Source organism: Actinosynnema sp. NPDC023794 (assembly GCF_040639675.1).
GTDB lineage: Bacteria > Actinomycetota > Actinomycetes > Mycobacteriales > Pseudonocardiaceae > Actinosynnema > Actinosynnema luteola.
On record NZ_JBFAFR010000002.1, the window covers coordinates 330,434 to 356,805 of the forward strand.

Sequence of the window (26,372 nt, forward strand, 5' to 3'; positions counted from 1 at the left end):
GTGCTCGTTTTCCTGGGCATTCTGCTGTTCGCCCTGCTCATCGGCATCTCGATCGCGCTGCACGAGCTCGGCCACCTGGCCACCGCGAAGATGTTCGGGATGAAGGTGACCCGGTACTTCATCGGGTTCGGGCCGAAGATCTGGTCCTTCCGCCGCGGTGAGACCGAGTACGGCCTCAAGGCCATCCCGGCGGGCGGCTTCTGCGAGATCACCGGCATGACCGCGCTGGAGGAGGTCGCGCCGGAGGACCGGCACCGCGCCTTCAACAAGCAGAAGACCTGGAAGCGCGTGGTGGTCCTGTCCGCAGGCTCCATCACCCACTTCATCGTGGGCTTCATCATCCTGTACTTCATGGCCTTCACCATGGGCATCCCGAACCTGCGTGACAGCGCGCTCATTGCCGAGGTCGCGCCGTGCGTGCAGAGCAGCACCGACGCCGAGTGCGCGCCCGGCGCGCCGTCGCCGGCCAAGGACGCGGGCTTCCAGGCGGGCGACGAGATCGTGGCTGTGGCGGGCGCGGCCACGCCCACCTGGGCCGACGTGCTGACGAAGACGCGGGAGCGGACCGGCACGACGGAGTTCAAGGTGCTCCGCGACGGCGAAGAGCTGACCCTCACCGCCGACGTCGCCCGCGTCGAGCGCGAGATGGAGCGCAAGGACGGCACGCGCTACAAGGAGCAGGTCGGCGCGATCGGCGTCATCCAGCAGCGCAACTTCGAGTACAACGCGTTCACCGCGATCGGCGGCGCGACCCAGTTCACCGGCACGATGTTCGAGAACACCTGGCGCGGTCTGATCAACTTCCCGAAGAAGATCCCGGCCGTGATCGAGGCCATCGGCGGCGGCGAGCGCGACATCGACAGCCCGGTCAGCGTGGTCGGCGCGAGCAGGCTCGGCGGCGAGGCGGTCGACCGGGGCCTGTGGCAGCTGTTCTGGCTGATGCTGGCGGGGCTGAACTTCTTCGTGGGTGTGTTCAACCTCCTGCCGCTGCTGCCGCTTGACGGTGGTCACATCGCCGTCAACCTGTACGAACGGGTGCGAAACTGGATCCGAAAGCTGCGCGGCCTTCCGGATGGCGCACCGGTCAACTACCTGCGACTGTTGCCGCTGACCTACTTCGTGATCTTCGTCGGCGGATCGGTCACGTTGCTGACGATCACCGCGGACATCGTCAACCCGATCAAGCTCTTCCAGTGATCACAGTGAGAGGTGCGTAGTTCATGAGTGACGGCGTCATGCTCGGCCTGCCGGCGATGCCTCCTCCGGTGTTGTCGGAGCGGCGCAAGACCCGCCAGCTCATGGTGGGTTCGGTCGGTGTCGGCAGTGAGTTCCCCGTCTCGGTGCAGTCCATGACGACGACGGTGACGGCGGACGTGAACGCCACGCTCCAGCAGATCGCGGAGCTGACGGCGGCGGGCTGCGACATCGTGCGGGTGGCGTGCCCGTCGCAGGACGACGCGGACGCGCTGGCGGCGATCGCGAAGAAGTCGCAGATCCCGGTGATCGCGGACATCCACTTCCAGCCGAAGTACGTGTTCGCGGCGATCGAGGCCGGGTGCGCTGCGGTGCGGGTGAACCCCGGGAACATCAAGAAGTTCGACGACAAGGTCAAGGAGATCGCGGCGGCGGCCCGGGACCACGGCACGCCGATCCGCATCGGCGTGAACGCGGGGTCGTTGGACCCGCGGTTGATGGCGAAGTACGGGAAGGCGACGCCGGAGGCGCTGGCGGAGTCGGCGCTGTGGGAGGCGTCGTTGTTCGCCGAGCACGACTTCCACGACTTGAAGATCTCGGTGAAGCACAACGACCCGGTGGTGATGATCCGGGCGTACGAGCTGCTGGCCGAGCAGTGCGACTACCCGTTGCACCTGGGTGTGACGGAGGCGGGCCCGGCGTTCCAGGGCACGATCAAGTCGGCGGTGGCCTTCGGCGCGTTGTTGCGGCAGGGCATCGGCGACACGATCCGCGTCTCGCTGTCGGCTCCCCCGGTCGAGGAGGTGAAGGTCGGGCACCAGATCCTCCAGTCGCTCAACCTGCGCCCGCGCAAGCTGGAGATCGTGTCGTGCCCGTCCTGCGGTCGCGCCCAGGTCGACGTCTACACGTTGGCGGAGCAGGTCACGGCCGGTCTGGAGGGCATGGAAGTGCCGCTGCGGGTCGCCGTGATGGGCTGCGTGGTGAACGGGCCCGGTGAGGCGCGCGAGGCCGACCTCGGTGTCGCCTCGGGCAACGGCAAGGGCCAGATCTTCGTGAAGGGCAAGGTCGTCAAGACCGTGCCGGAGCACCAGATCGTGGAGACGCTGATCGAAGAGGCGATGCGGATCGCCGAGGAGATGGGCGAGACCGCCGAGGGCGGCGAACCGGTCGTCACGGTCGGCTGAGGGCGGCCGGGAGTGGGCCGGCAGTCGGCTGAGCGGGTGGCGGACGCGCGGGTAACGCGGTCGATCTGGCAGGCTTGACGGCGTGCTGAGGTTGGCTGGCGCGCGCTTGCTCGACGAGCGGGACCTGACCGAGGTCCTCGCCGTGCTCGCGGCCGACCCGGTGGCGTCCTGCATGGTCGCCGCACGGGTCGAGGTCGCGGGTCTCGACCCGTGGCGGCTCGGCGGCGAGGTGTGGGCGTACGACCAGCGGTCGCTGCGCGGCGGCCGGGTCGACGCGCTGTGCTTCGCCGGTCCGAACCTCATCCCGCTGCGCGGCAACACGCAGGCGCTGCGCAGCTTCGCCGACCGCGCCCGCCGCCGGGGCCGCATGTGCTCGTCGCTGGTCGGGCCCGCCGAGCAGGTGCTCGGCCTGTGGGAGGAGCTGTCCCCGGACTGGGGACCGGCCCGCGAGGTGCGCGCCGACCAGCCGTTGATGGCGTTGGGCGGCAGCCCGTCGATCCCGCTGGACCCGCTCGTGCGGCAGGTCCGGCCGGACGAGCTCGACCGGTACCTGCCCGCCGCGATCGCCATGTTCATCGAGGAGGTCGGCGTCGACCCGTGCGCCGAGGACGGCGGCGTGTCCTACCGGGCGCGGGTGGCCGAGCTGATCGCGGGCGGGCGGGCGTTCGCCCGGTTCGAGGGCGGCGACGTGGTGTTCAAGGCCGAGATCGGGGCCATGTCGGCGCAGGTCGGCCAGATCCAGGGCGTGTGGGTGCGGCCGGACCGCCGTGGGCACGGCATCGGCGCGGCGGGCACCGCGGCGGTGGCCGAACACCTGGTCAGGGCCCTGGGCCGGACCGCGTCGCTGTACGTGAACTCCTACAACGACGTGGCCAAGGCGGCGTACCGCAAGATCGGGTTCTCCCAGGTCGGCCAGTACGCGACCGTGCTGTTCTGAGACCGTCGCGGCGTGCGGTCGGCCGCACCGGGCATACTCGGCGCCGTGATCGCGCGCAAGCCGTCCCTGTCCCGCTTGGTCCTTCCCGGGGTGGTCCTGCTGCTCGTCAGCGGCTGCGGCCTGTTCTCGTCCCGTCCCGGTCCGGACCAGGTGGCGGGCGATTTCCTGGCCAAGCTCGCCGCCGGCGACGTCGACGGCGCGGCCGGCCTGACCGACGACCCGGGCGGCGCGAAGGACGTGCTGGGCAAGGTCCGCGAGGTGCTCAAGCCCGAGGGGCTGACCACCAAGGTCGAGCAGGTGCGCTCGGCGGGCGAGTCGACCACCGCCGACGCGACCGCGCAGCTGGACTGGGACCTCGGGCACGACCACGCGTGGAGCTACCAGACGAAGTTCGACCTGCGGCGCGAGGAGGACGACTGGAAGGTGCACTGGGCGCCGTCCGTCGTGCACCCGAAGCTCGCGGTGCAGCAGTCGCTCGGCGTGGCCGAGGTGAAGCCCGCGCTGGCGCCCGTGCTCGACCGGGACGGCACGCCCCTGCTCGCGCCGGAGCAGGTCGTGTCGATCCTGCTCAACGCCCAGGAGGCCGGCGACGTCAACGCGGTGGCCGGTGCGCTGGCCGCGGCGCTGACGCCGATCGACCCCTCGATCACCCAGTCGGCGATCACGGACGGGGTGTCGAAGGTGCCCGCCGGGCAGGGCTACCAGGTGGCGGCGCTGCGGGACGCGGACTACCGGACCGTGAAGCCCGCGATCTACGAGCTGCCGGGGGTGCGGTTCACCACGCAGACGAGCCTGCTGGCGCCGTCGCGCACGTTCGGCTCGCAGGTGCTGCCCGCCGTGCGCAAGGCGGTGGAGGAGGAGATCGCGGGCAAGGCCGGGCTGCGCGTCTACACGGTGAACGCGGCCGGTGACGAGGTGGAGACGCTGCACGAGCAGGCGCCGGAGCCGGCGCAGGCGATCTCGACCGCGTTGAGCCGGAACGTGCAGGTGGCGGCGGAGGACGCGCTGGAGCCCGTGCCGCAGGCCGCGATGCTCGTGGCGCTGCAGGCGTCGACCGGCGACATCCTGGCGGTGGCGCAGAACGACCCCGCCGACGCGGAGGGCCCGATGGCGCTGACCGGCCGTTACCCGCCGGGGTCGACGTTCAAGATCGTGACGGCGGCGGCGGCCCTGTCGTCCGGGCAGGCGACGGCGGACAGCCCGCTGCCGTGCCCGGGCAAGGCGGTGATCGACGGTCGCCGGATCGTGCCGAACGACCACGAGTTCGACAAGGGCACGATCCCGCTGCACTCGGCGTTCGCGTTCTCGTGCAACACGACGTTCGCGCAGCTCGCGGCCGGGATGGCGCCGGACGCGCTGACCAAGGCGGCGGACTCGTTCGGCCTCGGGGTCGACTTCGAGATCCCGGCGATCACCACGATCACCGGCTCCGTGCCGCCGGCCACCGACGTGGTGGAGCGGGCGGAGGACGGCTTCGGCCAGGGCAAGCTGCTGGCCAGCCCGTTCGGCATGGCCCTGGTGGCGGCGACGACGGCGACGGGCAAGATGCCGGTGCCCACGCTGCTGAAGGGCCGGGAGACGAAGGTGGACCACACCCCGACCCCGCCGACGCCCGCCGTGCTGGAGCCGTTGCGGGCGATGATGCGGGAAGTGGTCGAAACCGGCACCGCGCCGCAGCTCAAGCCGTACGGGGACGTGCGGGGCAAGACGGGCACGGCGCAGTTCGGCGACGGCACGAACTCGCACGGCTGGTTCGTCGGCTACCGCGGCGACATCGCGTTCGCGACCCTGCTCCTGGGCACCAACAGCTCCGCGCCGGCAGTCGACGCCACAGCCCGCTTCCTGGCCGCGTTGGGCTGAACGGCCCAACACGGACCTCGACGCGTTCGTGGCCTACGACAAGCCACTCCTGACCGCCGCCGACCAGATGGGGCTGCCGATCGCCTCGCCCGGAACGGTCGAACCGACGGCGTAACGGACACGTGGCGCATGCCCCGTCACGCTGAGCCGTAATCTGGAGGGCATGTCCGTGCGTGCCGTCCTCCAGCCAGGTGTGCTGTCCCCGCGCCGTCCGGTGCCCGCCCAGATCGAGCGGCCCGAGTACGTCGACCGACCCGAACCCAAGCGCAACACCGATCCCTGGGTGCAGCCGCCCGAGGTGATCGAGGCGATGCGCGTCGCGGGCAGACTGGCGGCGCAGGCGTTGCAGGAGGCGGGCAAGGTGATCGTGCCCGGCGTGACCACCGACGAGATCGACGCCGTCGCGCACGAGTTCCTGTGCGACAACGGCGCGTACCCGTCCACGCTCGGGTACCGCGGTTTCCCCAAGTCCTGCTGCACCTCGCTGAACGAGGTCATCTGCCACGGCATCCCCGACACGACCGTGGTCGAGGACGGTGACATCGTCAACGTCGACGTCACCGCCTACATCGGCGGCGTGCACGGCGACACGAACGCCACCTTCCTCGCCGGCGACGTGAGCGAGGAGGCCCGCCTCCTGGTCGAACGCACGCACGAGGCCACCATGCGCGCCATCAAGGCGGTCAAGCCGGGACGGCAGCTCAACGTGGTCGGCCGCGTCATCGAGTCCTACGCCAACCGCTTCGGCTACGGCGTGGTGCGCGACTTCACGGGGCACGGCATCGGCCGCACCTTCCACAGCGGCCTGGTCGTGCTGCACTACGACGCGCCGCACGTGCCCACGGTGATCGAAGAGGGCATGACGTTCACCATCGAGCCGATGATCACCCTCGGCGGCATCGAGCACGACCTGTGGGACGACGGCTGGACGGTCACCACCCGCGACAAGAGCTGGACCGCCCAGTTCGAGCACACCATCGTGGTCACCGCGGACGGCGCGGAGGTCCTCACCGTCTGCTGAGCAGCGGCACCAGGGTCTCCGCCACCTCGTGGGGTGACGTCACCGCGCCGAGGTGGTGGCTGTCCAGCTCCACCACGGGCCAGCCGAGCTCACGTGCCGCCGAGGCGGCGGCGTCGTAGGCGGGGCTGAGCTTCACGTACGAGCACGGCCCGGTCCACGCCACGGTGGGCCGGGGCTCCTTCAGGAACGCCAGCGGCACCTCGGGCGCCTCGGCCACGATCTCCTCCAGCAGCCGCACGTCCGGCACCATCGCCGACAGCACCTCGGGCGCGAACCACAGGTCCCAGCGCGGCATCAGCCCGTCCCGCGCGATGGTCTTCAGGTGCGCCATCCGCTCGGCGGGCGCGTCGTCACGCCAGCTCCGGCCCGGCGTGGGCAGGTCGGCGTCGAGGAACACCAGCCCCCGCACGGGCGTCTCCAGGGCGTCGGCGAACGCGGGCAGCAGCGGACCGGCGCCGCTGTGCCCCACGAGCACCAGGTCGCCCTCGACCAGGGAGTCCTCCACGGCGTCGGCGAACACGCCGAGCAGCCGCTGGTGGACGGGCGCGGCGTTGACCGTCACCCGCAGGTCGAGCAGCACCACGGGGTGACCGAGTTCGGCCAGCGCGTCGGCGAGCGGGCGCATGCTCGCGGGCCCGAGGTAGGGGCTGTGCACCAGGACCGCGGTTGGGGGGACGTCGACCATGCCGTGGATGATGTCAGCCCGGACCGACAACGAGGGGACATTGTGCGCAGTGCGTTGCTGGTGGCCGGCACCACGTCGGACGCGGGGAAGAGCGTGCTGGCGGCGGGTCTGTGCAGGTGGCTCACCCGGCAGGGGGTGAGGACGGCCCCGTTCAAGGCCCAGAACATGTCCAACAACTCGGTCGTGACGGCCGACGGCGGCGAGATCGGCCGCGCGCAGGCGGTGCAGGCCGCCGCGTGCGGGCTGGCGCCGAGCGTGCGGTTCAACCCGGTGCTGCTCAAGCCGGGCGGGGACCGCAGCTCGCAGGTCGTGGTGCTGGGCCGGGCGGTCGGCGAGGTGTCCGCGTTGTCCTACCGCGAGCGCAAGGCCGAGCTGTTCGCCACGGTCCTGACCACGCTGGACGGCCTGCGCGACGATTTCGAGGTGGTCGTCTGCGAGGGCGCGGGCTCGCCCGCCGAGATCAACCTCAGGGCGAACGACATCGCGAACATGGGCTTGGCGCGGGCCGCGGACCTGCCGGTGCTCGTGGTCGGCGACATCGACCGGGGCGGGGTGTTCGCGCACCTGTTCGGCACGGTGGCCCTGCTCGACCCGGCCGACCAGGCGCTGGTCGCCGGGTTCGTGGTGAACAAGTTCCGCGGCGACCCGGCGTTGCTCGAACCGGGCCTGCGGCAGCTGAACGCCCTCACCGGACGTCCGGTGCTCGGCGTGCTCCCGTGGCGGGAGGAGCTGTGGCTGGACGCGGAGGACTCCCTGTCCTACGCGGCGGACGGCGTGATCGGCCGGCCCGAGCCGCCGCGCGGCGACCAGTGGCTGCGGGTGGCCGTGGTGCGGTTGCCGCGGATCTCGAACGCCACGGACGTGGAGGCCCTGGCGTGCGAGCCGGGCGTGTCGGTGCGGTTCGTCACCGAGCCGTCCCGGCTGGCCGACGCGGATCTGGTGGTGGTGCCGGGGTCGAAGGCGACGGTGGACGACCTGCGGTGGCTGCGCGCCACCGGCCTGGCCGACGCGATCGCCGCGCACGACGGTCCGGTGCTCGGCATCTGCGGCGGGTTCCAGATGCTCGGCCGGACGATCGAGGACGCGGTGGAGTCGCGCGCGGGCGCGGTGGCGGGGCTGGGCCTGCTCGACGTGGACGTGCGGTTCGAGCCGGACAAGACGCTGGGCACGCCGCACGGCGACGCGTTCGGCGAACCCGTGACGGGCTACGAGATCCACCACGGCGTGGTCACCCGCAACGCCGAGGAAGGGCTGGTCACCCTGCCGGACGGCACGCCGGAGGGCGCGCTGCGCGGCCGGGTCGCCGGCACGCACTGGCACGGGTTGCTGGAGAACGACGGCTTCCGCCGCGCGCTCCTGCGCTGGGCCGCCGGCCACGCGGGCCGGCAAGGATTCACCCCCGCGCCGGACGTGGACTTCGCCGGACGGCGGTCCGCGCAGCTCGACCTGCTCGGCGACCTGGTCGCCGACCACCTCGACACCGACGCGGTGTGGGCGTTGTTGGAGAAGGGCGCGCCACCGGGACTTCCGGTCATCCCTCCCGCGGGTGCTCCACCTGTCACCTGACGGCATCCGACCGCGGTGCGCGCGACCGACAAGTCGCGCGGTTGTGCCACCGGTGGGCGGAGTCGTGCGGACGACCGGCTCGGCGACGGCGGCGGGCGGCTGCCCGACCGGCAAGCCGGGCGGACCAGCCCGCCTGGACCCGTCGTGGGCCGTGCGGTCGCATCCGTGCGTGAGGGAATCAGGGCGGTCCGAGTGGACGCTTGATTAGATGTCCGCGGTCACGCGGAGGGACGGGCGGAAGACGGCGCACACGTCACACCTCCGCTCACGGGTAGTCACACAGTGAAGGTACCGGGGGCGGGCCGGGGGATACGTCGCCCGTTCGGGTCAAGCGGGTTTGTCGAGGGGCACGAGCTCGGCCCAGCCGGGTTCGGCGGCCCGCTCCACCCACCCGCCGGCCACTTCCGCCGCACGTCACCGGTCCGCGTCCGGGCGTCGGTCAGCTTGGCCGTCGTGCGCACGCCGAAGTCCGTGCGACCCTCGAACACCGCGCCCCGGAACACGGAGTCGCCGAACGTGACCCGCCGGAAGTCGGCCAGGTCGGGGAAGCGCGTGTCGCGGAAGTCGGCCGTGCCGGTGAACTCGGTGCCGCGGAACGCCGCCGGGCCGACGAACGTGGTGCCGGCGAACGACGCGGACTTGACCCGGGCGAGGGTCAGGGTGGGCTTGACCAGCGTGGCGTTGGACAGGTCGAGCGTGATGTCGGCCCAGAACACCTCGGGCGCGTCCGGTCGCAGGTGGGCCGCCGGCAGCGCGGTCGCGGTCTGCCGGACCTCCAGCTCCTGGAACCGGTGCGCGTCGCGCGGCCCGATCCGCGTCCTGGCCCGGACCTCCGGCGGCGGGGTGAACGGCATCCGCAGGTAGGCGCAGATCAGGTTCACGATCGTCTGCCGGTGCGCGGGGTTGCCCTGCGCCAACCGCTCCAGCGCGTACAGCCCGGCCAGCCGCACCGGCGCCTTGTCGCTGCCGAGCTGGTCGGCGGCCTTGCCGTACAGCTCGGTGACGCGGCGCTCGGTCGCGTCGTGGTCCTTCTGCACGAGGTCCAGCTCCGCGTAGCGCTGGCGGCGCGCCGTGAGCAGCAACGCCGCCGCGCCGCCCGTGCCGAGCACGATGCTGGACGCCGTGCGGACGACGTCCAGGCGGACCCCGTCCTGCGGCTCGCCGGACCCCAGCGTGACCAGCAGGACCACCACGGACCCCACCGCCACCACACCGAGCCCGACCGCCCAGAGCACGATCGTCCTGGCCGACAGCACGCGGTGCTCCACGCCTCCAGCCCAGCGGAACGCCGGCAGGTCGTCAATCACCGATGCGGGCGGTACCACCGCACTTACCGGGCGGCTGACCCGACGAGCACCGGTCCGGGCACGCGGGGCGCACGCCGCTTCACCGTCGTGGCCGCCATGCCGATGATCACCAGCGCCGCCGCGCCGAGGCGGACCGCCGTGATCGTCTCGTCCAGCAGCAACCAGCCGGACAACATCCCCGCCACCGGCACCAGCAGCGCGAACGGCACGACGGCGCTCGCCTCGTAGGTCCGCAGCAGCAGGTTCCACAGCCCGAAGCCGAGCAGCGTCGACACCCACGCGATGAACAGGATCGCGCCGACACCGGTCCAGTCCATCCCGCGCAACGCGGCCAGATCCGCGGCCGGGCCCTCGAAGACCAGCGACAACCCGAGCAGGGGCAGCACCGCCAACGCGCTGACCCACACGATGAAGTTGATCGGGTCCGGCGGCCGGGCGTAGCGGGTGGCGACGTTGGCCAGGCCCCACGCCACCGCGCCGAGGACCACCAGCAGGAAAGCCGAGATCGGGCTGCCGACCCCGTAGTCGAACGCGATCACCACGATCCCCGCCGCAGCCACGCCCATCCCCAGCAGCTGCACGGGCCGCGGCCGTTCCCGCAGCAGCACGGCCGCGAACAGCACGGTGAAGAACACCTGGCTCTGCAACACCAAGGACGACAACCCGGCGGGCATCCCGGCCGCCATGCCGACGAACACCAACCCGAACTTGGCTACGCCGAGCGCCAACGCGACCGCGACGACCCACTTCCACGCCACCTTGGGCCGGCCCACGAACCACAGCGCGGGCACGGCGGCGGCCAGGAACCGCAGCGCGGAGAAGAACAACGGCGGGAAGTCGCGCAGGCCCACCTTGATGACGACGAAGTTGATCCCCCAGATGGTGGCGACGAGCACCGCGACAGCGACGTGGCGTGGTTTCACACCCCCGAGTCTCAGCGCTGTCATCGTTTAGGACTAGCGACGAGTGCTGAAGGTTTCAGTTTAGTATTGCTACATGCTGGATCTCGGACGGCTCCGCGCCCTGCACGCGGTGGCGCAGCACGGCTCGGTCGGCGCGGCGGCCACGGCGTTGGGCTACACGCCGTCGGCTGTGTCGCAGCAGATCGCCAAGCTGGAACGGGAGACGCGCACCACGCTGCTGGAACGCCGTGGCCGCGGCGTCGCGCTGACCGACGCGGCCCACCTGCTGTCGGCCACCGCCGGGCAGGTGCTCGCGCTGGTCGAGCACGCCGAGGTGGCGTTGGAGGAGCAGCGCGGCGCGGCCGTCGGCGAGTTGCGGGTCGGCGCGTTCGCCACCGCCGCGCGCGGCCTGCTGCCGGCGGCGTTGGTGCGGCTGGCCGAACGACACCCGCAGCTGGACGTGCGCCTGGTCGAACTCGACCCGCCGGACTGCCTGGAGGCGGTGGCGCGCGGCGAGCTGGACCTGGCCGTCACGCACGACTGGGTGAACGCGCCGCTGGCCGTGCCCGAGCCGGTGTCGCGGGCGCGGCTCGGCGAGGACGTCGCCGACGTGCTGCTGCCCGTCGCGCACCCGTTGGCGGAGCGGGAGTCCGTGGTGCCGGAGGACTTGGCGGGCGAGCGGTGGATCTGCCAGCCGGAGGGCACGATCTGCCACGACTGGCTGGTGAACACCTTCCGCGGCGCGGGCATGGAACCCGACCTGGCCTACCGGATCGCCGAGTACGAGACGCAGTTGGCGTTGCTGGCCAAGGGGATCGGCGTGGCGCTGCTGCCCCGGCTCGGCCGCGGCGCGTTGCCGGACTCGGTGCGCGCGGTGCCGTTCCGGCCGACGCCGACGCGTCGGGTGTTCGCGGTGTGGCGCACGCAGGCCGGCCGCCGTCCCGCCGTGACCGCGACCCTGGCGGCGTTGCGGGACTGCTGGGAGCAGCGGGAGACCGCTTGACGCCCGCGTCGGGCAACAGATAACGATCGGGCATCCCACGGTTGCGGTGGGCGCAATTGCGACGACTATCGAAGTGGGTCGTCGGGGGTAGTGGGTCTGGGCCCGGTCAAGCCATTCACCAGGAGGCCTCCTGCGGAAATCCGCCGCCGTGGGAGGTCTCCGCCCCGTCGTGAAAGCCCTTGCCGGCCTGGCGCGCCCCAGGAGGGCGCACGCCGGTGAGACCCGCCCGCAGGTCGTCGTCAACCTGCGGGACCTCGACCCCGCAACGGCGTGATGGCCTCGGCTGCCTCGGTCGCGGACCGCGGCTCAGTCCTTGTGCCGCTCCAGCAACTCCTCCAGGAAGCCTCCCGCCTCCGCCGCGGCACGGGTCGCGTCACGGTCGCGGACCGCGTCGAGCAGTCCGGTGTGCGACACGTGGTCGTCCTCGTGGTCGGTTTCCACGGTGGCCGTGATGCTGGCCCGGACCGCCTCGGTCAGGCCCTGGTACAGCTCGGCCAGCAGGGTGTTGTGCGAGCACTGCACGAGCATCACGTGGAACGCGGTGTCCCGCTCCACCAGCCGGGCCCACTCCTTCGCGGCCAGTGCGGCGTCCCGCTCGGCCAGCAGCTCCTCGAGCTTGCGGACCTCCTCGTCGGTGCGGTGGGTCGCGGCCAGGCGGGCGCCCTCCACCTCCAGCGTCCGGCGCACCTGCAGCACCTCGCGCAGCTCGCTGCCGCACATCCGGCGGACCGCGCCGGAGATCTCGCTGGTCGCGCGGACGAACGTGCCGTCGCCTTGGCGCACCTCCAGCAGCCCGGCGTGCGACAACGCGCGCACCGCCTCCCGCACGGTGTTGCGACCCACGCCCAGGGCGGTGACCAGCTCCGGTTCCGGTGGGATGCGGCGGCCGACCGGCCATTCACCGGCGGCGATCGCTCCCCTCATCTGGTCGATCACCTGGTCGACGAGCCCGGCCCGCCGAGTAGTGGCCAACGGCACAGCGTCATCCTTTCATCCGAACATCCCATGTCTGCGATAGTAATCCGGTGCCAATCCAGCAGACCCGGCCAGACTGGTCACCGTCGACTGCCCACATTGCCACCGATGGCGATGCCAATGCGACGATCGCCGACCATCCTGGCCGCACTGCCGTGGGTGAGGGGCGTCGGAGCCGCCAAGTTGCCCTGGTCGGCAGCACCCTGTTGGCGATCGGCGTAGCGCTGGCCGCCGCGAACCTCCGCCCGGCCGTGACGAGCCTGGCCTCCGTGCTCGGCGACGTGCGCGCGTCGCTCGGCGTGTCGACCGCGTGGACGAGCCTGCTGACCGCCGTGCCGACGCTGTGCTTCGGGTTCGCCGCGTTCCTCGCGCCCTGGTTGGGGCGGCGGTTCGGGATGGCCCGCGCGGTCGCGCTGTCGTTGTCGGTGCTGACCGTCGGCTTGGTGTTGCGGGTGGTGGACGGCCCGGCGGCGGTGCTCGGCGGCACGTTCGTGGCGTGCGCGGGCATCGCGGTGTGCAACGTGCTGATCCCGGTGGTGGTGAAGGAGTCGTTCCCGGGCCGGGTCGGCCTGGTGACCGGCGTCTACACGGCCGCGTTGGCGGCCGGCGCGGCGGTGGGCGCGGCGTTCACACCGGGGCTGGAGTCGGCGTTCGGGTCGTGGCGCCTGGCGGTCGGCGCCTGGGCGTTCCTGTCGGCGGCGGCGCTGCTGGTGTGGCTGGCGGGCGCTCGGCACGGGTTGGCCGCACGGCCGGGTGTGCGGCCGGCGAGGGTGGGACGGCCGTTGTTCCGCAGCCCGTTGGCCTGGGTGATCACGGTGTTCTTCGGGCTCCAGTCGCTGCTGGCCTACACGGTCATGGGCTGGTTGCCGCAGATCCTCGTCGACGCGGGGGTGGACCGGACGACGGCCGGGCTGCTGCTGGCCATCACGATGGTGCTGGGTGTGCCGGTCAGCTTGATCGTGCCCCCGTTGGCGGCGCGGTGGTCCGGGCAGTCGTGGCTGGTGCTGGCGCTGGGCGTGCTGTCGGTGGCGGGCGTGCTGGGGCTGGCCCTCGCGCCGGGTGCGGCGCCCGGGTTGTGGGTCGTGCTGATCGGCGTGGGGATGGGCATGTTCCCGCTCGCGCTGGTGATGATCTCGTTGCGCACGTCGACCGGCGCGGACACGGCTCGGCTCTCGGCGATGGCGCAGAGCATCGGCTACCTGATCTCGGCCGCCGGGCCGTTCGCGTTCGGGGTGCTGCGCGGTGTGACGGGCACCTGGACGGTGTCGATGCTGGTCCTGGTGGGGTTGCTGGTCGTGCTGACCGGGCTCGGGTGGATCGCCGGGCGGCCACGCACGGTGTAGGTGATAACGCCTCGTCTTCTCGGCGCGATGTGTCGGTTACGGACAGAACGGAGACCCGGTCGCACGAGGGGTACGACCGGGTCTCCATCTTGTGGTCCTGTCTCGTGGTCCTGCCGTCCGCGCCGCGGGGGTCAGTCCGCCAGCGGCAGGTTGAGCAGCGCGTTCTCGACGACCTCCGGCATCGCCGGGTGGATCCAGTACTGCCCGCGCGCCATCGTGCGCGCGTCCAGGCCGAAGCTCATCGCCTGGATCACCGGCTGGATCACGCTCGACGCCTGCGGCCCGATCACGTGCGCGCCCAGGATCAGGCCCGTGTCGGGGTCGGCCAGCACCTTCGCGAACCCGGTCGTGTCCTCCATCGCCCAGCCGTACGCGATCGACGCGTAGGCCTGCGACGCCTTCACGTAGCGCACGCCGCGTTCGACGGCCTGCTCCTCGGTCAACCCGACCGACGCGATCTGCGGCGACGAGAAGACGGCCGCCGGCACGAACCGGTGGTCCGAGGAGATCGGCTCGTCCGGGTGCAGCAGGTTGTGCTGCACGACCCGCGCCTCGTGGTTGGCCACGTGCTTGAGCTGGTACTCCGAGCTGACGTCGCCCAGCGCGTAGATGCCCTCGACGGACGTGCGCTGGCGCTCGTCCACGACCACGCGGCCGTCGGGGCGCACGTCGACGCCGGTGGCGGCCAGGTCGAGCAGGTCCGAGTTCGGCGTGCGGCCGACCGCGACCAGCAGCTCCTCGGACTCCACGACCTCCGCGCCGTCCGGGCCCTCCAGGTGCAGCCGCACCACGCCGTCGACCCGTTCGGCCCGCACCGCCTTGCGCTTGAGCCGCACGTCCCACTTCTGCGCGGCGGTCTCGGTGAACCGGGTGGCGACTTCGTGGTCCTCGTGGCGCAGGAGCAGGTCGGACCGCCCGACCACGGTCACCCGCACGCCGAAGGACGAGAACACGTGCGCGAACTCGGCCGCGACGAAACCGCTGCCCAGGATGGTGAGGCGAGGGGGCAGGGCGTCGAGCCTCATGATCGTGTCGCTGGTGTGGTAGCCGACGGAGTCGAGGTCGGCGACGTCCGGGACCACCGGCCTGCTGCCCGCGGCGAGCACGAACCGGTCCGCGGTGATCACCTCGCCGGTGCCCGTGTCGAGGGTCTTGGGACCGGTGAACCGGGCCGTGCCCTCGTAGACGGTGACGTTGGCGTTCTCCTCGGCCCGCCAGTGGCGTCCGCCCTCGGAGATGGGGTCGATCCGGCCGAAGATCCGGTCGCGCACGTCGGTCCACCGCACGCCGTCCACGTGGGCGTCGACGCCGAGCCGCGCGCCCGAGGCGGGTGCGGCGGCGACGTCGGCGGTGTGCACGAACATCTTCGTGGGGATGCACCCCACGTTCAGGCACGTGCCGCCGAACACGCCCTTCTCGACGATCGCGATGTTCCAGCCGGCGAACCGCCCGTCCGCGATGGAGTTGCCGGAACCGGTGCCGATGATGACCAGGTCGAAGTGCCTCACGTCGTGCTGCAACCCGCGACGTGAGGCACTTGTTCCCAGGGTCGGGTCCGCTCGCTCAGTGGGCGTAGGTCGGCACCAGGATCGCGCGGGCCAGGGTGTGGAACGCCAGGTTGAAGCTCACCACGGCGGGCGAGGCGTCGCCGTCCACGTCCAACTTGTCGACGTCGACGGCGTGCACCACGAAGTAGTACCGGTGCACCTGGTCGCCGGGCGGCGGGGCGGCCCCGCCGAACGCGCGGGCGCCGAAGTCGCTGCGCACGTGGAACGCGCCGGCGGGCAGCGTGTCGTCCGAGGCGCCCGCGCCGGTGTCGAGGGAGGTGACGGACGCCGGGAGGTTCACCACGACCCAGTGCCAGAAGCCCGAGGGCGTTGGCGCGTCCGGGTCGAAGCAGGTGACCACGAAGCTCTTGGTCTCCTCCGGGAACCCGGTCCAGCTCAGCTGCGGCGAGGTGTTGCCGCCCTCGTGCACCTGCGCCTCCGCCAGGGGTTGGCCGTCGGACACGTCGGTCGAGCTGAGGGTGAACGACGCCACCTGCGGCAACAGCGCGTAGGGATCGGGCGCGACGGGGCGTTCGAGGCTCATCAGGTCCTCCACACGTGATCTTGCGGGACAGACCCGCACGACCCTATCTCCGGGGTGGGAGCGCCGCAGCCAGGGTGCGCCGAAGGCCTCGCCGGGTGAGGCTCGAACTCGTGAGCAACCTGAGTGATCCTCGTGGCGTCTCCAATCGAGTGAGCGTCACCTGGATGGGTGACGCCCGTTCGAGGGGGAAGTCCGGATGAGACCCAGGGGAGTGGCGGTCCTGGCCGCCGTCGTCATGGTGCTGTGCGCGTGCACGCCGCAGCCGGAAGGCCGGCAGGTCCCGTCGGCGGCGGCCGTTGCCGCGACGACGACTGCCGCGACGACCACGACGACCACGCCGCCGACGGCCGTGCCCGGCCCCGGCGGGACCACCATTCCCGTGTTCCAGCGGCCGTACGCCTTCGGCACGCCCCAGCGGCACGTGCCGCCGACCGTGGACGGCATGGTGCCGGTGGTCCGGCGGATCGAGACCGACCGGCCGTACGTGTTCGTCACGATCGACGACGGCGCGGTCCGTCATCCGGCCGCGGCCGAGCTGATGCGCAAGAGCGGTGTCGAGCCGACCCTGTTCCTGAACTCGAAGCACGTGGACGGGCACGCCGACTACTTCAAGGGGTTCGAAGGTCTCGCGACGGTCCACGCGCACACGGCGACGCACCCCGACCTGACGGGCACGTCGTACGACTTCCAGCGCGGTGAGATCTGCGGCAACGCCGAGCTGCTCCGGGCGCAGCTCGGGGCGCGGCCGAAGCTGTTCCGCCCACCGTTCGGCAACTTCGACCACACGACGCGCCGGGCCGCCGCCGACTGCGGGTTCACCGCGCTGGTCATGTGGACGGCGGCGGTCAACGACGGCGTCGTGCAGTTCCAGGCCGGTGGTCGGCTGAACGCGGGCGACATCGTGCTGATGCACTTCCGGCACACGTTCGTGGAGGACTTCCTGGCGTTCCTGGAGCGCTGCAAGCTGGACGGGGTGACGCCGGTCGTGCTGGGGGACTACCTGGCCGATCCGCAGGCAACCGTGTGACGTGCGACACGTCTTTGAGGGTGTACCGGCATTCAGCCGGATGAGCCCTTGGAGGACCGCCATGAACAGCCGCTTCAGGAAACTCGCGTTGCTCGTCTTCGCCATGGCCGCGGTCGGGGTCGCGGTTCCGGCCGCGTCCGCGGCGTCGGGCGCGTCGGGTGCGTTCGGTGGGTCTGCCGCGTCCGGTGCGTCTTCGATGACGCAAACGCCGGTGTTGACCGGCGTCCGCACGGGCAGACACGTCGGGTTCGACCGCGTCGTGCTCGACCTCAACGGTCACCGGCCGGAGTTCTTCATCCGGAGCGTCGACCAGCTCTACGAGGACGGTTCCGGCCACCCGGTCTCGTTGCCGGGCGCCTACTTCCTCGAGGTGCGGCTCGCGCCGGCCGCCGCGCACGACGACAACGGCAACCTCACCTACACCGGTCCCCGGAAGTTCGAGACGCCCGCGTTGACCAACGTCCGGGCGTTCGCGATCACGGGTGACTTCGAGGCCAACCTCACCGTCGGGCTCGGCATGCGGCGCGACTCGTGGCACCGCGTGTTCCTGCTCGACTCGCCGACGCGCGTGGTCATCGACGTCGGGCACTGATGGGTGGTTCGAGCGTGCGTGGTTCGAGCGGCGAGTTCCCTTGACGTCCGGTGAAGTCACGGTGAACTCGCGGAGATGACCCGGTTCTCGGTCGGTCCGCCGACCGAGAATTCGGTGTGCAGGTGCTGCAATCCGCGTTGGACTTCCTCGGTGGTCCCGGCCCGGTGCTGCTCGCGATCGGGTTGCTGTTCGCGACGCCGGTCATCGACCGCCTCTTCGTGCGCCGCAAGCGGCTCGGGTTCCGGGTGCTCTACAACTCCAAGATCGGTCTCGGGCCGGAGCAGTTGCACGACGGGACGGACCCGAACTCGCCCCAGCTGAGGGAACTGGTGCGGGTGCTGGACCGGATGAGCATCGTGGTGATCCGGGTCCGCAACACGGGTAGCTACGACATCGACGGCGAGGACTTCGACAAGCCGCTGACGTTCACCTTCGGTGATCGGGTCGTGTGGAACGCCAGGGTGTCCGAGGCAGGCTCCGAGGAGATGAAGGCCGAGATCCGGCGGAGCCTGCAGTTCTTCGGCTCGGAGGCGAGTCCGGCGAAGGCGTCGCTGCCGACGGTGCGGGAGCGGATGGCGCAGCGCGTGGCCAAGTGGGGCGGGCTGGCGGTGCCGGCGAACCCGCCGGGCGAGCCGGTGTGGCACGGCGTGCGGCTGGAGAAGCTCGCGTTGCGGCGCAAGCAGAAGTTCAAGCTGCTGGTGGTGCTGCGTGAGCCGGACGGCAAGTCGAAGGGCGAGCTCGGCAAGGACGTGAAGGTCGTCGGCAGCCTCGGAGGCGCGGGGATCGTGCACGACGAGCGCCCGGAGCGGCTGCTCACCCTGCCCCGGCTGACCGGTGGCCTGGCCGCGTTGCTGGCGGCGGTGCTGGTGCTGGTGCTGGCGTGGCCGCCGAGTTCGAACGACGCGACGGTGGCGTGCGCGTCGGGCAAGTTGCGGGTGGAGGGGTCGAGCGTGTTCATGCCGACCATGGCCACCATCGCCGACCAGTACGAGCGGGCCTGCCCCGGTGCGGAGATCACCACGTCCGCGACGGGGAGCATCCAAGGCGTGCGCGAGGTGGCCGGGGGTGAGGAGGGGGTGGTGGCGCTGTCGGACGGCAAGCAGGAGGTGCAGGGCGTTTTCGCGCAGCAGCTGGCGATCGTGGTCTACCACGTGGTGGTGCACAGCTCGGTCGGGCTCGACAGCATCACGGTGGAGCAGCTGCGCGGGATCTACGCGGGTGTGTACACGGATTGGAGCCAGCTGCGGGGCGGTTCGCCGTTGCCGATCCGGATCGTGGGCCGGGGTGGCGAGTCGGGGACGCGGGAGCTGTTCGAGCGGCGGGTGCTGGGGGCGAGTGAGAGCGCGTTGTCGTCCAACGACTGCCGGGTGAGGGATCGGGCGCCGGAGGCGCCGGTGATCCGGTGCGAGCGGGACAAGAACGCGGACGTGGTGCGGGAGATCGGCGCGGTGGAGGGTGCGATCGGGTACGCGGACGCGCCTTCGGTGGCCGAGGCGCGCAAGACGAACGCGTTGACCGCGTTGTCGTTGGGCGGGAAGGTGTTCGACGCCGCGGCGGGGGTGGAGGCGGGCTACCCGTTCTGGACGGTGGAGTACTTGTACACGCGGTCGGAGCCGGCGGCGGGGTCGTTGGTCGGGCGGTTCGTGGCGTACGTGCGGGAGCACGACGGTGCTCGGGTTCGGATGAAGGATGCCGGGTACCTGCCGTGCGTGACGGCGGATGGCGTGCCGTTGGACTTGTGCAATCTGAGGTGAGGGTTCGGGGGAGGGTTGGGTCAGGGCGGGTTCGGTCCGATGGTCACGCTCAAGGCCGGCCCGACTTGACATGGGTTCGGGTGCTTCAGGCTGGTCGAAGCCATGTCAAATCGGGCCTCTGCGGGGGTGTGGCGGGTCCGTTGTGGTCGGGTTGGGTCGGGTTGGGGGTTAGGCGGCTGCGGTGGTGGTGCGGTTCGGGTTGTTGGTGTTGGTGGCGGGTTCGAGGGCGAGGGTCAGGGCTTCGCGGACGTCGGCGACGAGGTGGACGGTCAGTTCGGCCAGGACGGAGTCCGGGACGTCGTCGAGGTCGGGTTCGTTGCGCTTCGGCAGGAGGACCGTGGTGATGCCTGCGCGGTGGGCGGCCAGCAGTTTTTGCTTCACGCCGCCGATCGGCAGGACGCGGCCCGTGAGGGAGACCTCGCCGGTCATCGCGACGTCCGAGCGGACCGGTCGGCCGGAGAGCAGTGATGCGAGCGCCGTGGTCATGGTGACGCCCGCGGACGGGCCGTCCTTCGGCACTGCGCCGGCTGGGACGTGGATGTGGACGCCGCGGTCCGCGAGCACTTCGGCTCGGTCGTCGTTGGAACGCAGGTAGGAGAGGGCGATCTGAGCCGACTCCTTCATCACGTCGCCCAGTTGGCCGGTCAGGGTGACGCCGGATGCGCCGGTCTCCGCGGAGGCCAGGGAGGCCTCGACGAAGAGCACGTCGCCGCCGGCTCCGGTGACGGCCAGGCCCGTTGCGACACCGGGGACGGCAGTTCTCTCAGCGGATTCCGGGATGTGCTTGGGCGAGCCCAGGTAGGTCCGGAGGCTCGGGATGTCGACGGTGACCGGCAGGGTGGACTGGTCCAGGGCCACGCGTGCGGTCACCTTGCGGAGGATGCGGCCCAGCGAGCGTTCCAGTTGGCGCACGCCGGCCTCGCGGGTGTATTCGCCGGCCAGCTTGCGCAGTGTCGGCTCGGTGATGGTGACGTCCTCGGGGGTGAGGCCGGCGCGTTCGACCTGGCGCGGCAGGAGGTGGTCGCGGGCGATGGTGACCTTCTCGTCCTCCGTGTAGCCGTCGAGCTGGACCAGTTCCATGCGGTCCAGGAGGGGGCCCGGGATGGATTCCAGGACGTTGGCGGTGGCCAGGAAGACCACGTCGGAGAGGTCGAGTTCGACTTCCAGGTAGTGGTCGCGGAACGTGTGGTTCTGGGCTGGGTCGAGGACTTCCAGCAGCGCCGCCGTGGGGTCGCCGCGGTAGTCGGCGCCCACCTTGTCGATCTCGTCCAGCAGCACGACCGGGTTCATCGAGCCCGCTTCGGAGATGGCGCGGACGATCCGGCCGGGCAGTGCGCCGACGTAGGTGCGGCGGTGGCCGCGGATCTCGGCCTCGTCGCGGACGCCGCCCAGGGCTACCCGGACGAACTTGCGGCCCATGGCGCGGGCGACGGACTCGCCGAGGGAGGTCTTGCCCACGCCGGGAGGACCGACCAGGGCCAGGACCGCGCCGGAACGACGTCCGCCCACGACGCCGAGACCGCGGTCGGCGCGGCGGCGGCGGACGGCCAGGTACTCGGTGATGCGTTCCTTGACGTCGTCCAGGCCCGCGTGGTCGGCGTCGAGGACGGCGCGGGCGCCCGCGATGTCGTAGGCGTCCTCGGTGCGTTCGTTCCAGGGCATGTCGAGGACGGTGTCGAGCCAGGTGCGGATCCAGCCCACCTCGGGTGACTGCTCGGAGGTCCGTTCGAGCTTGTCGACCTCGGCCAGCGCGGCCTTGCGGACGTTCTCGGGCAGGTCGGCGCCGTCGACGCGGGCTCGGTAGTCCTGCTCGTCGGTGGCGGGCTTGCCGTCGAGCTCGGCCAGTTCCTTGCGGATCGCGGCCAGTTGCCGGCGCAGCAGGAACTCGCGCTGCTGCTTCTCCACGCCTTCCTTGACGTCCTTGCGGATGGTCTCGGCGACGTCGAGTTCGGTCAGGTAGTCGCGGCCCCACTCGAGCAGCTTCTCGAGCCGCTCGGTGATGTCGCTGGTCTCCAGCAGCCAGACCTTCTGCTCGTCGCTGAGGTACGAGGCGTAGCCGGCGAGGTCGGCGAGGGCGGACGGGTCGTCCACCTGCTGGACCGAGTCGACCACCTGCCACGCGCCGCGCTGCTGGAGGATCGTGGTGACCAGCCCCCGGTACTCGCGGGCCAGTTCGTGGGTCCGGTCGTCGATCGGTGATTCGTCCGCGATGGTCGCCTCGACCCACAGCGCCGCGCCGGGGCCGGTCGTGCCGGTGCCGATGCGGACCCGCTCGGTGCCGCGCACGACGGCCGCGCGCTCGCCGCCGGAGAGCCTGCCGACCTGCTCGATCAGGGCCAGCGTGCCCACCTTGGCGTACTTGCCGTCCAGCCGTGGCACCAGCAGGACCTTCGACTGACCGCCCGTCGCCATCGCGGCCTCGATCGCGGCGCGCGCCTCGGCGGTGGCGTCCGAGCCGCTGAGGCGGATCGGCACGACCATGCCCGGCAGCACGACGACGTCGTCCAGCGGCAGCACCGGCAGCGCCACAGTCTCGCCCATGATCCCTCCAAAGTTGAGTCTGACTGGCTCAACCAAGATGAGCGGGGGTTTGTTTCCGGTAGGTGTTCGCCCAGAGCGAGCGTCCATTCGGGGGTTGTGCCCGGTAGGCGACGCCGCGACGATCACGCGGTCGGCTGACGAGGAGATGTGCGCATGGAGCAGGCGAGCTGGGTTCCGTCATCGGTGGACCTGGACCGGCCGAGCGCGGCCCGGATGTACGACTACTTCCTGGGCGGGTCGCACAACTTCGCGGTGGACCGCGAGGCGGCGAAGTCGGTCGAGCAGATCTTCCCCGGCATGTCCGGCGCGGCCAGGGCCAACCGGTCGTTCCTGCGGCGGGCGGTGCGGTACCTGCTGTCGCAGGGCATCGACCAGTTCCTCGACCTGGGGTCGGGCATCCCGACGGTCGGCAACGTGCACGAGATCGCCCAGCAGACCAACCCGGCGGCACGGGTGGTGTACGCGGACGTCGAGCCGGTGGCCGTGGCGCACAGCACGGCGTTGCTGGCGGACAACCCGCTGGCCAGCGCGATCCAGGCGGACCTGCGCGACCCGGACTCGGTGCTGGGGAACGAGGAGGTCCGGGCGGTGCTCGACTTCGACCGGCCGATCGGGCTGCTGATGGTCGCCGTGCTGCACTTCGTGCCGGACGAGGACGAGCCGGGCGCGGCCATCGCCCGGTACCGGCAGGCGCTGGCGCCGGGCAGCTTCGTGGCCGTCTCGCACGCGAGCTGGGACGGCGTGTCGCAGGAGGGGCGGGAGAGCGGCGAGCAGGTGAACGCCATCTACCGCCGCACGGACAGCCCGTTGGTGCTGCGGACCGGCGCCGAGGTCGCCGCCTTCTTCACCGGGCTGGAGGTCGTGGAGCCGGGCGTGGTGCCGTTGAGCGAGTGGCGTCCGGATTCGGACGACGCCTACATCAGCGCGTACGCGGGGGTCGGGAAGAAGGTCTGACGGCGCCCGTCACTCGGGCGGGGTGAGGCGGAGGTCCGGGTCGATCGGCGGCTCGCCGTCGAACGGGCCGTCGGGCACGGCGCCCAGCGCGTCGAGGGTGAGGCCGATCTCGCGCGCGTTCGGGTCGGTGTCGGGTGGCGTGGTGAACCAGGCGTGCAGGTCCTCGGGGATCCGGTAGCGGTCGGTGAGGTCGCGGTAGAGGGCGGCGCGGTCGCCGGCCTGCTCGGCCAGTTGCCGGTACTCGCGCATGGCCAGGCGCATCCGGATCCAGCGGTGGCGGTCGGTCTTGGTGGCGTCGTCCTCGGTGAACCGGGTGCGCAGGAGTCGTCCGGCCTCCGCGCCGCGTTCGGCCAGGGCGCGGATCGTCTCCGGGCGCATGAAGAGGTTCGTGCCGCCCTCCAGGGCGCCGACGCGGACGTGCGCGATCCGTCCCCGGTAGCCGGGCAGGGCGGACTGCATGGTGTCGCGCCAGTCGAGCATGGTGTTGAGGATCGCGGACGCGAAGTGCTGCACGAGTCCGATGCCGCGCCACGGCGTGCCGCCGGTGGACGCGTCCTGCTCGGGCAGCCAGACGTCCCGGTCGTCGCCCGGCGGGTAGGACTGGAGGCTCAGGCCGAACGTCGGCCAGCGCGGCAGCAGGTTGTCGAAGAAGTGGATCGGGAAGTTGCTGGTGATGCCGCCGTCGGAGAACCAGTGGACGCGCGGCTCCGGCTCGGCGCGCACCAGCGGCACCGCGGCGATCAGGCCGGGCAACGGCATGCTCATCCGGACGGCCAGCGCGACCGGCAGGTTCTTCGGCAGTGAGTTGAGGGTCTCGGCGGGGTGCAGCGGGCAGTGGTGCGGCGTGGCGTCTCGGCCGAGCTTGTCGACGGTCCGCGGCGGGAGGACGGTCCCCAGGCACGTGGGGCAGAACAGCCACGCGGCCGACGGTTCGGTGAACGGCAGGCGGTAGGGGCGGCCCTCGGACAGGTCCGTGGTCATCAGCACCAGGTTGGTGGTCAGGTCGTCGAACGTCAGGTCCGTCGTCCCGGACAGGTCGTCCAGCACGTCGGCGATCCAGTCGCTGAACGGCGGCACGCCGGTCGACGCGGGCACGCCGCACCGTCGGTCCCAGAAGTTCGGCCGGAACGCGCCGGTGCCCGGCACGAGTCCGAAGTGGACGGTGCTGGCCATCCGGTCGAGGAACCGCTTGGCGCTCAAGCCGTACGTGACCGCGACCGCGCTGACGAACGCGAACCCGAGCACCAGCCACCACACGGCGGCGGTGGCGGCGCTCGCCAGGCTCGGCGCCGTCCAGCGCGTGCTCAGGGCGACCGGGATCAGCGGGATGACCAGGAGCAGCCCGGTGCCGATGCGGCGCAGCCACGCGTCCCGGCCGTTCGGCAGGACTCTCAGCACGGTGCCGGGCACCGCGACGAGGGCCGCGACGGTGAGGCTGATCAGCGCCCACGTCGGCGTGGAGCGCCAGTCGATCGAGTGAAACCACAGCGTCGGGCCGGTGAGCCACAGCCCCAGGGCCACGGCGAGGAAGACCCGTGCCCGCCAACCGATCGCGCTGATCAGGGCGAGCAAGAGGCAGGTGAGCGGGCTGCGCCCGGTGGAGTCGCGGCGTTGCATCGAGGCCGCCACGATCCGGTACAGCTTGCGGGTGTGCTCGCTGGGCTGGAAGAGCTGCGCCAGTCGCCAGCCGGGCGCGGCGAACCAGTCGACGACCTCCGCGAGCTTGCGGAAACCGCCCCGGTCCCGGCCCTTCTCGGCGGCGGCGGTGAACGCGGCCCCGATGGCACCGGCCGACGCGCCGCCCAACGACCGGAACCGGTAGTGCCCGGCCAGCTCCACGACCGCCAACGGGTAGACGACGCCGCTCGCCGCGCCGCCCCGCATGGTCAGGTCGCAGTACCGGTTGAAGTCCTCGGCCATGGCGAACCTCCCGGCAACCATGATCTCCCGTCGCCGCCGTGCGTGGCGCTAGACCAATCGGCTGTAGACGCGCGTGTCGAACGCTCACGGCCCGCGTGTCGAACGCTCAGAACCCCCGAATTCCACGTTCAGGTACCGCGCACGGGGACCTGAACGTAGAACTCGGGGTCCTGGCGGTTCGACACGCGGGACCTGAGTGTTCGACACGCGCGTCTACAACCGGGTTCGCGCGATGTGCTCGATCTCGGCGGGTGTGCCGGACATGATCGTGCGGACGCGTTCGGTCACCAGCCCGATCGGCCAGTCCCACCACTTGGCGCGCAGCAACCGGGCCACGTCCTCGTCGGCGTAGCGCTGCTTCACGGGCTTCGCCGGGTTGCCGCCCACCACCGCGTACGGCGGCACGTCCGACGTCACCACCGCACCGGTCGCGATGATCGCGCCGTCGCCGATCGTCACGCCGGGCATGACGATCGCGTGGTAGCCGAACCAGACGTCGTTGCCGACCACCGTGTCGCCGCGCGTCTCCATGCCGGTCATCAGGTCCATCGTCTTCTCGGCCCACGTGCCGCCGAAGATCGTGAACGGGAACGTCGACACGCCGATGTTGAGGTGGTTCGCGCCGGCCATGATGAACGTGGTGCCGGTGGCCAGCGCGCAGAACCTGCCGATGACCAGCTTCTCGGCGCCGTACCCGTAGAGCACGTTGCGGGTCTCGAACTCCAGCGCGTGCTCCGGGTCGTCGTAGTACGTGTACTCACCGACCTCGATCGTCGGCGACGTCACCAACGGCTTGAGCTGGACGACGCGGTCCGCGTGCGGCAGCGGGTGCAGGACGGTGGGGTCTGGGATCAAAGCGAAGGGCTCCTAACGCGACTCGTGTTGCGTTAGAGTGGCACACCTCGCCCACTAACGCAACTGGAGTTGCAGTTGACCTCACGACCGGGTGGACGCTCGGCCCGCGTCCGCGAAGCCGTCCTCGAAGCCGTGCACGCCGAGCTGACCCGGCACGGCTACGCCGGCACGACGGTGGAGAACGTCGCCGAACGCGCGGGCGTGCACAAGACCACCGTGTACCGCCGTTGGGGAACGGTCGACGTGCTCATCGCCGACGCCCTCGACCACACCCGCGAGACCGAGTGGCCGGTGCCCGACACCGGCACGCTGGAGGGCGACCTGATCGCCGTCGCCACCGAGATCGCGGACACCTTCGCCGACCCGCAGCACCGACTCGTGCCGATCGCGATCGTCGTCGCGGCACAGCAGTCCACCCGTGCCCAGGACGCGAAGCGCCGGTTCTACGCGGCCCGGCAGGCCGAAGCCGCCAAGGTCGTCACCCGCGCCGTCGACCGCGGCGAACTCCCGCCGCAGGCCGACCCGGTCGAACTGATCCGCCTCACCTGCGCCCCGCTGTACCACCGGATCTTCATCACCGGCGAGCCTGTCGACCGCGCCACCGCCGAACGCTCCGCCCGAGCCGCCCTGGCCGCCGCCCGAGCCGGCCTGCTCTGAACCG

Annotated in this window: 22 protein-coding genes; 13 read left to right on the forward strand and 9 right to left on the reverse strand. The window is 71.4% G+C overall.

The features are described from left to right. From AB0H12_RS06090 to map, 5 genes are all read left to right on the forward strand, one after another. Complete coding sequence (locus tag AB0H12_RS06090; protein ID WP_499621193.1) at positions 1 to 1,197, forward strand: M50 family metallopeptidase; 1,197 nt, start codon at positions 1 to 3, stop codon at positions 1,195 to 1,197. 23 nt (positions 1,198 to 1,220) lie between these two features. Then, positions 1,221 to 2,378 (forward strand): flavodoxin-dependent (E)-4-hydroxy-3-methylbut-2-enyl-diphosphate synthase, encoded by a 1,158-nt coding sequence (gene ispG / locus AB0H12_RS06095; RefSeq protein WP_230567648.1) that lies wholly within the window; start codon positions 1,221 to 1,223, stop codon positions 2,376 to 2,378. An 82-nt stretch (positions 2,379 to 2,460) separates the two neighbouring features. Beyond that, positions 2,461 to 3,315 (forward strand): GNAT family N-acetyltransferase, encoded by an 855-nt coding sequence (locus tag AB0H12_RS06100; protein ID WP_499621195.1) that lies wholly within the window; start codon positions 2,461 to 2,463, stop codon positions 3,313 to 3,315. A 45-nt stretch (positions 3,316 to 3,360) separates the two neighbouring features. Next, a complete protein-coding gene (locus AB0H12_RS06105; protein WP_499621197.1) occupies positions 3,361 to 5,175 on the forward strand; it encodes a penicillin-binding transpeptidase domain-containing protein in 1,815 nt (604 codons plus the stop codon). 163 nt (positions 5,176 to 5,338) lie between these two features. Then, positions 5,339 to 6,196, forward strand: a complete 858-nt coding sequence (map, locus tag AB0H12_RS06110) for a type I methionyl aminopeptidase (protein ID WP_499621199.1) — start codon at positions 5,339 to 5,341, stop codon at positions 6,194 to 6,196. Here the strand turns inward: map and AB0H12_RS06115 are convergent. Further along, positions 6,183 to 6,881 carry an alpha/beta fold hydrolase gene (locus tag AB0H12_RS06115; protein WP_499621202.1) on the reverse strand — a complete coding sequence of 233 codons (699 nt, stop codon included), beginning with the start codon at positions 6,879 to 6,881 and terminating at the stop codon, positions 6,183 to 6,185. The two genes, map and AB0H12_RS06115, sit on opposite strands and share 14 nt — an antisense overlap. A 42-nt stretch (positions 6,882 to 6,923) precedes the next feature. On the opposite strand from AB0H12_RS06115, the gene AB0H12_RS06120 reads away from it, so the two are divergent. Next, on the forward strand, positions 6,924 to 8,447 hold the full coding sequence (locus AB0H12_RS06120; RefSeq protein WP_499621204.1) for a cobyric acid synthase: 1,524 nt from the start codon (positions 6,924 to 6,926) through the stop codon (positions 8,445 to 8,447). A 275-nt stretch (positions 8,448 to 8,722) separates the two neighbouring features. Here the strand turns inward: AB0H12_RS06120 and AB0H12_RS06125 are convergent, their stop codons facing one another. After that, a complete protein-coding gene (locus tag AB0H12_RS06125) occupies positions 8,723 to 9,754 on the reverse strand; it encodes a pentapeptide repeat-containing protein (protein WP_499621205.1) in 1,032 nt (343 codons plus the stop codon). A gap of 23 nt (positions 9,755 to 9,777) precedes the next feature. Further along, the gene (locus tag AB0H12_RS06130; RefSeq protein ID WP_499621206.1) at positions 9,778 to 10,677 is read right to left on the reverse strand and encodes an EamA family transporter; all 900 of its coding nucleotides are present in this window, start codon (positions 10,675 to 10,677) and stop codon (positions 9,778 to 9,780) included. A gap of 73 nt (positions 10,678 to 10,750) precedes the next feature. Between AB0H12_RS06130 and AB0H12_RS06135 the strand changes: the two genes are divergently transcribed. Further along, the gene (locus AB0H12_RS06135; protein WP_499621207.1) at positions 10,751 to 11,659 is read left to right on the forward strand and encodes a LysR family transcriptional regulator; all 909 of its coding nucleotides are present in this window, start codon (positions 10,751 to 10,753) and stop codon (positions 11,657 to 11,659) included. A 306-nt stretch (positions 11,660 to 11,965) separates the two neighbouring features. Here the strand turns inward: AB0H12_RS06135 and AB0H12_RS06140 are convergent, their stop codons facing one another. Then, the gene (locus AB0H12_RS06140; protein ID WP_499621208.1) at positions 11,966 to 12,637 is read right to left on the reverse strand and encodes a FadR/GntR family transcriptional regulator; all 672 of its coding nucleotides are present in this window, start codon (positions 12,635 to 12,637) and stop codon (positions 11,966 to 11,968) included. A gap of 125 nt (positions 12,638 to 12,762) precedes the next feature. Between AB0H12_RS06140 and AB0H12_RS06145 the strand changes: the two genes are divergently transcribed. Next, positions 12,763 to 13,977, forward strand: a complete 1,215-nt coding sequence (locus AB0H12_RS06145) for a CynX/NimT family MFS transporter (protein ID WP_499621774.1) — start codon at positions 12,763 to 12,765, stop codon at positions 13,975 to 13,977. A gap of 131 nt (positions 13,978 to 14,108) precedes the next feature. Here the strand turns inward: AB0H12_RS06145 and AB0H12_RS06150 are convergent, their stop codons facing one another. Both AB0H12_RS06150 and AB0H12_RS06155 read right to left on the reverse strand, forming a co-directional pair. After that, positions 14,109 to 15,485, reverse strand: a complete 1,377-nt coding sequence (locus AB0H12_RS06150; protein WP_499621209.1) for a mycothione reductase — start codon at positions 15,483 to 15,485, stop codon at positions 14,109 to 14,111. A 55-nt stretch (positions 15,486 to 15,540) separates the two neighbouring features. Beyond that, positions 15,541 to 16,068, reverse strand: a complete 528-nt coding sequence (locus AB0H12_RS06155) for a YbhB/YbcL family Raf kinase inhibitor-like protein (protein ID WP_499621211.1) — start codon at positions 16,066 to 16,068, stop codon at positions 15,541 to 15,543. 196 nt (positions 16,069 to 16,264) lie between these two features. Here AB0H12_RS06155 and AB0H12_RS06160 point away from each other — a divergent pair, with 196 nt between their 5' ends. The 3 genes from AB0H12_RS06160 (at position 16,265) to AB0H12_RS06170 (ending at position 19,441) form a co-directional block, all read left to right on the forward strand. Beyond that, positions 16,265 to 17,095, forward strand: a complete 831-nt coding sequence (locus AB0H12_RS06160) for a polysaccharide deacetylase family protein (protein WP_499621213.1) — start codon at positions 16,265 to 16,267, stop codon at positions 17,093 to 17,095. A gap of 103 nt (positions 17,096 to 17,198) precedes the next feature. Then, positions 17,199 to 17,687 (forward strand): AMIN-like domain-containing (lipo)protein, encoded by a 489-nt coding sequence (locus AB0H12_RS06165; RefSeq protein WP_499621775.1) that lies wholly within the window; start codon positions 17,199 to 17,201, stop codon positions 17,685 to 17,687. Between the two features lie 116 nt (positions 17,688 to 17,803). Next, a complete protein-coding gene (locus AB0H12_RS06170) occupies positions 17,804 to 19,441 on the forward strand; it encodes a PstS family phosphate ABC transporter substrate-binding protein (RefSeq protein WP_499621215.1) in 1,638 nt (545 codons plus the stop codon). Between the two features lie 168 nt (positions 19,442 to 19,609). On the opposite strand, the gene lon is transcribed toward AB0H12_RS06170, so the two are convergent. After that, positions 19,610 to 21,982, reverse strand: coding sequence for an endopeptidase La (lon, locus tag AB0H12_RS06175; protein ID WP_499621217.1), 2,373 nt, complete (start codon positions 21,980 to 21,982; stop codon positions 19,610 to 19,612). A gap of 153 nt (positions 21,983 to 22,135) precedes the next feature. Between lon and AB0H12_RS06180 the strand changes: the two genes are divergently transcribed. Continuing rightward, on the forward strand, positions 22,136 to 22,936 hold the full coding sequence (locus tag AB0H12_RS06180; protein WP_499621219.1) for an SAM-dependent methyltransferase: 801 nt from the start codon (positions 22,136 to 22,138) through the stop codon (positions 22,934 to 22,936). Positions 22,937 to 22,945: 9 nt separating this feature from the next. On the opposite strand, the gene AB0H12_RS06185 is transcribed toward AB0H12_RS06180, so the two are convergent. Next, on the reverse strand, positions 22,946 to 24,856 hold the full coding sequence (locus AB0H12_RS06185) for a patatin-like phospholipase domain-containing protein (RefSeq protein ID WP_499621220.1): 1,911 nt from the start codon (positions 24,854 to 24,856) through the stop codon (positions 22,946 to 22,948). 213 nt (positions 24,857 to 25,069) lie between these two features. Next, on the reverse strand, positions 25,070 to 25,711 hold the full coding sequence (locus AB0H12_RS06190) for a CatB-related O-acetyltransferase (RefSeq protein WP_499621221.1): 642 nt from the start codon (positions 25,709 to 25,711) through the stop codon (positions 25,070 to 25,072). A gap of 75 nt (positions 25,712 to 25,786) precedes the next feature. On the opposite strand from AB0H12_RS06190, the gene AB0H12_RS06195 reads away from it, so the two are divergent. Continuing rightward, a complete protein-coding gene (locus AB0H12_RS06195; RefSeq protein WP_499621222.1) occupies positions 25,787 to 26,368 on the forward strand; it encodes a TetR/AcrR family transcriptional regulator in 582 nt (193 codons plus the stop codon). Positions 26,369 to 26,372: the final 4 nt, after the last annotated feature.

Excerpts from the sequence above, each read along its gene's own strand:
- ispG (WP_230567648.1), top strand. The coding sequence starts at position 1,221 with ATGAGTGACGGCGTCATGCTCGGCCTGCCGGCGATGCCTCCTCCGGTG.
- AB0H12_RS06155 (WP_499621211.1), bottom strand. The coding sequence starts at position 16,068 with ATGAGCCTCGAACGCCCCGTCGCGCCCGATCCCTACGCGCTGTTGCCG.
- AB0H12_RS06165 (WP_499621775.1), top strand. The coding sequence starts at position 17,199 with ATGGCCGCGGTCGGGGTCGCGGTTCCGGCCGCGTCCGCGGCGTCGGGC.
- AB0H12_RS06180 (WP_499621219.1), top strand. The coding sequence starts at position 22,136 with ATGGAGCAGGCGAGCTGGGTTCCGTCATCGGTGGACCTGGACCGGCCG.
- AB0H12_RS06185 (WP_499621220.1), bottom strand. The coding sequence starts at position 24,856 with ATGGCCGAGGACTTCAACCGGTACTGCGACCTGACCATGCGGGGCGGC.
- map (WP_499621199.1), top strand. The coding sequence starts at position 5,339 with ATGTCCGTGCGTGCCGTCCTCCAGCCAGGTGTGCTGTCCCCGCGCCGT.
- lon (WP_499621217.1), bottom strand. The coding sequence starts at position 21,982 with ATGGGCGAGACTGTGGCGCTGCCGGTGCTGCCGCTGGACGACGTCGTC.
- AB0H12_RS06135 (WP_499621207.1), top strand. The coding sequence starts at position 10,751 with ATGCTGGATCTCGGACGGCTCCGCGCCCTGCACGCGGTGGCGCAGCAC.
- AB0H12_RS06115 (WP_499621202.1), bottom strand. The coding sequence starts at position 6,881 with ATGGTCGACGTCCCCCCAACCGCGGTCCTGGTGCACAGCCCCTACCTC.
- AB0H12_RS06160 (WP_499621213.1), top strand. The coding sequence starts at position 16,265 with ATGAGACCCAGGGGAGTGGCGGTCCTGGCCGCCGTCGTCATGGTGCTG.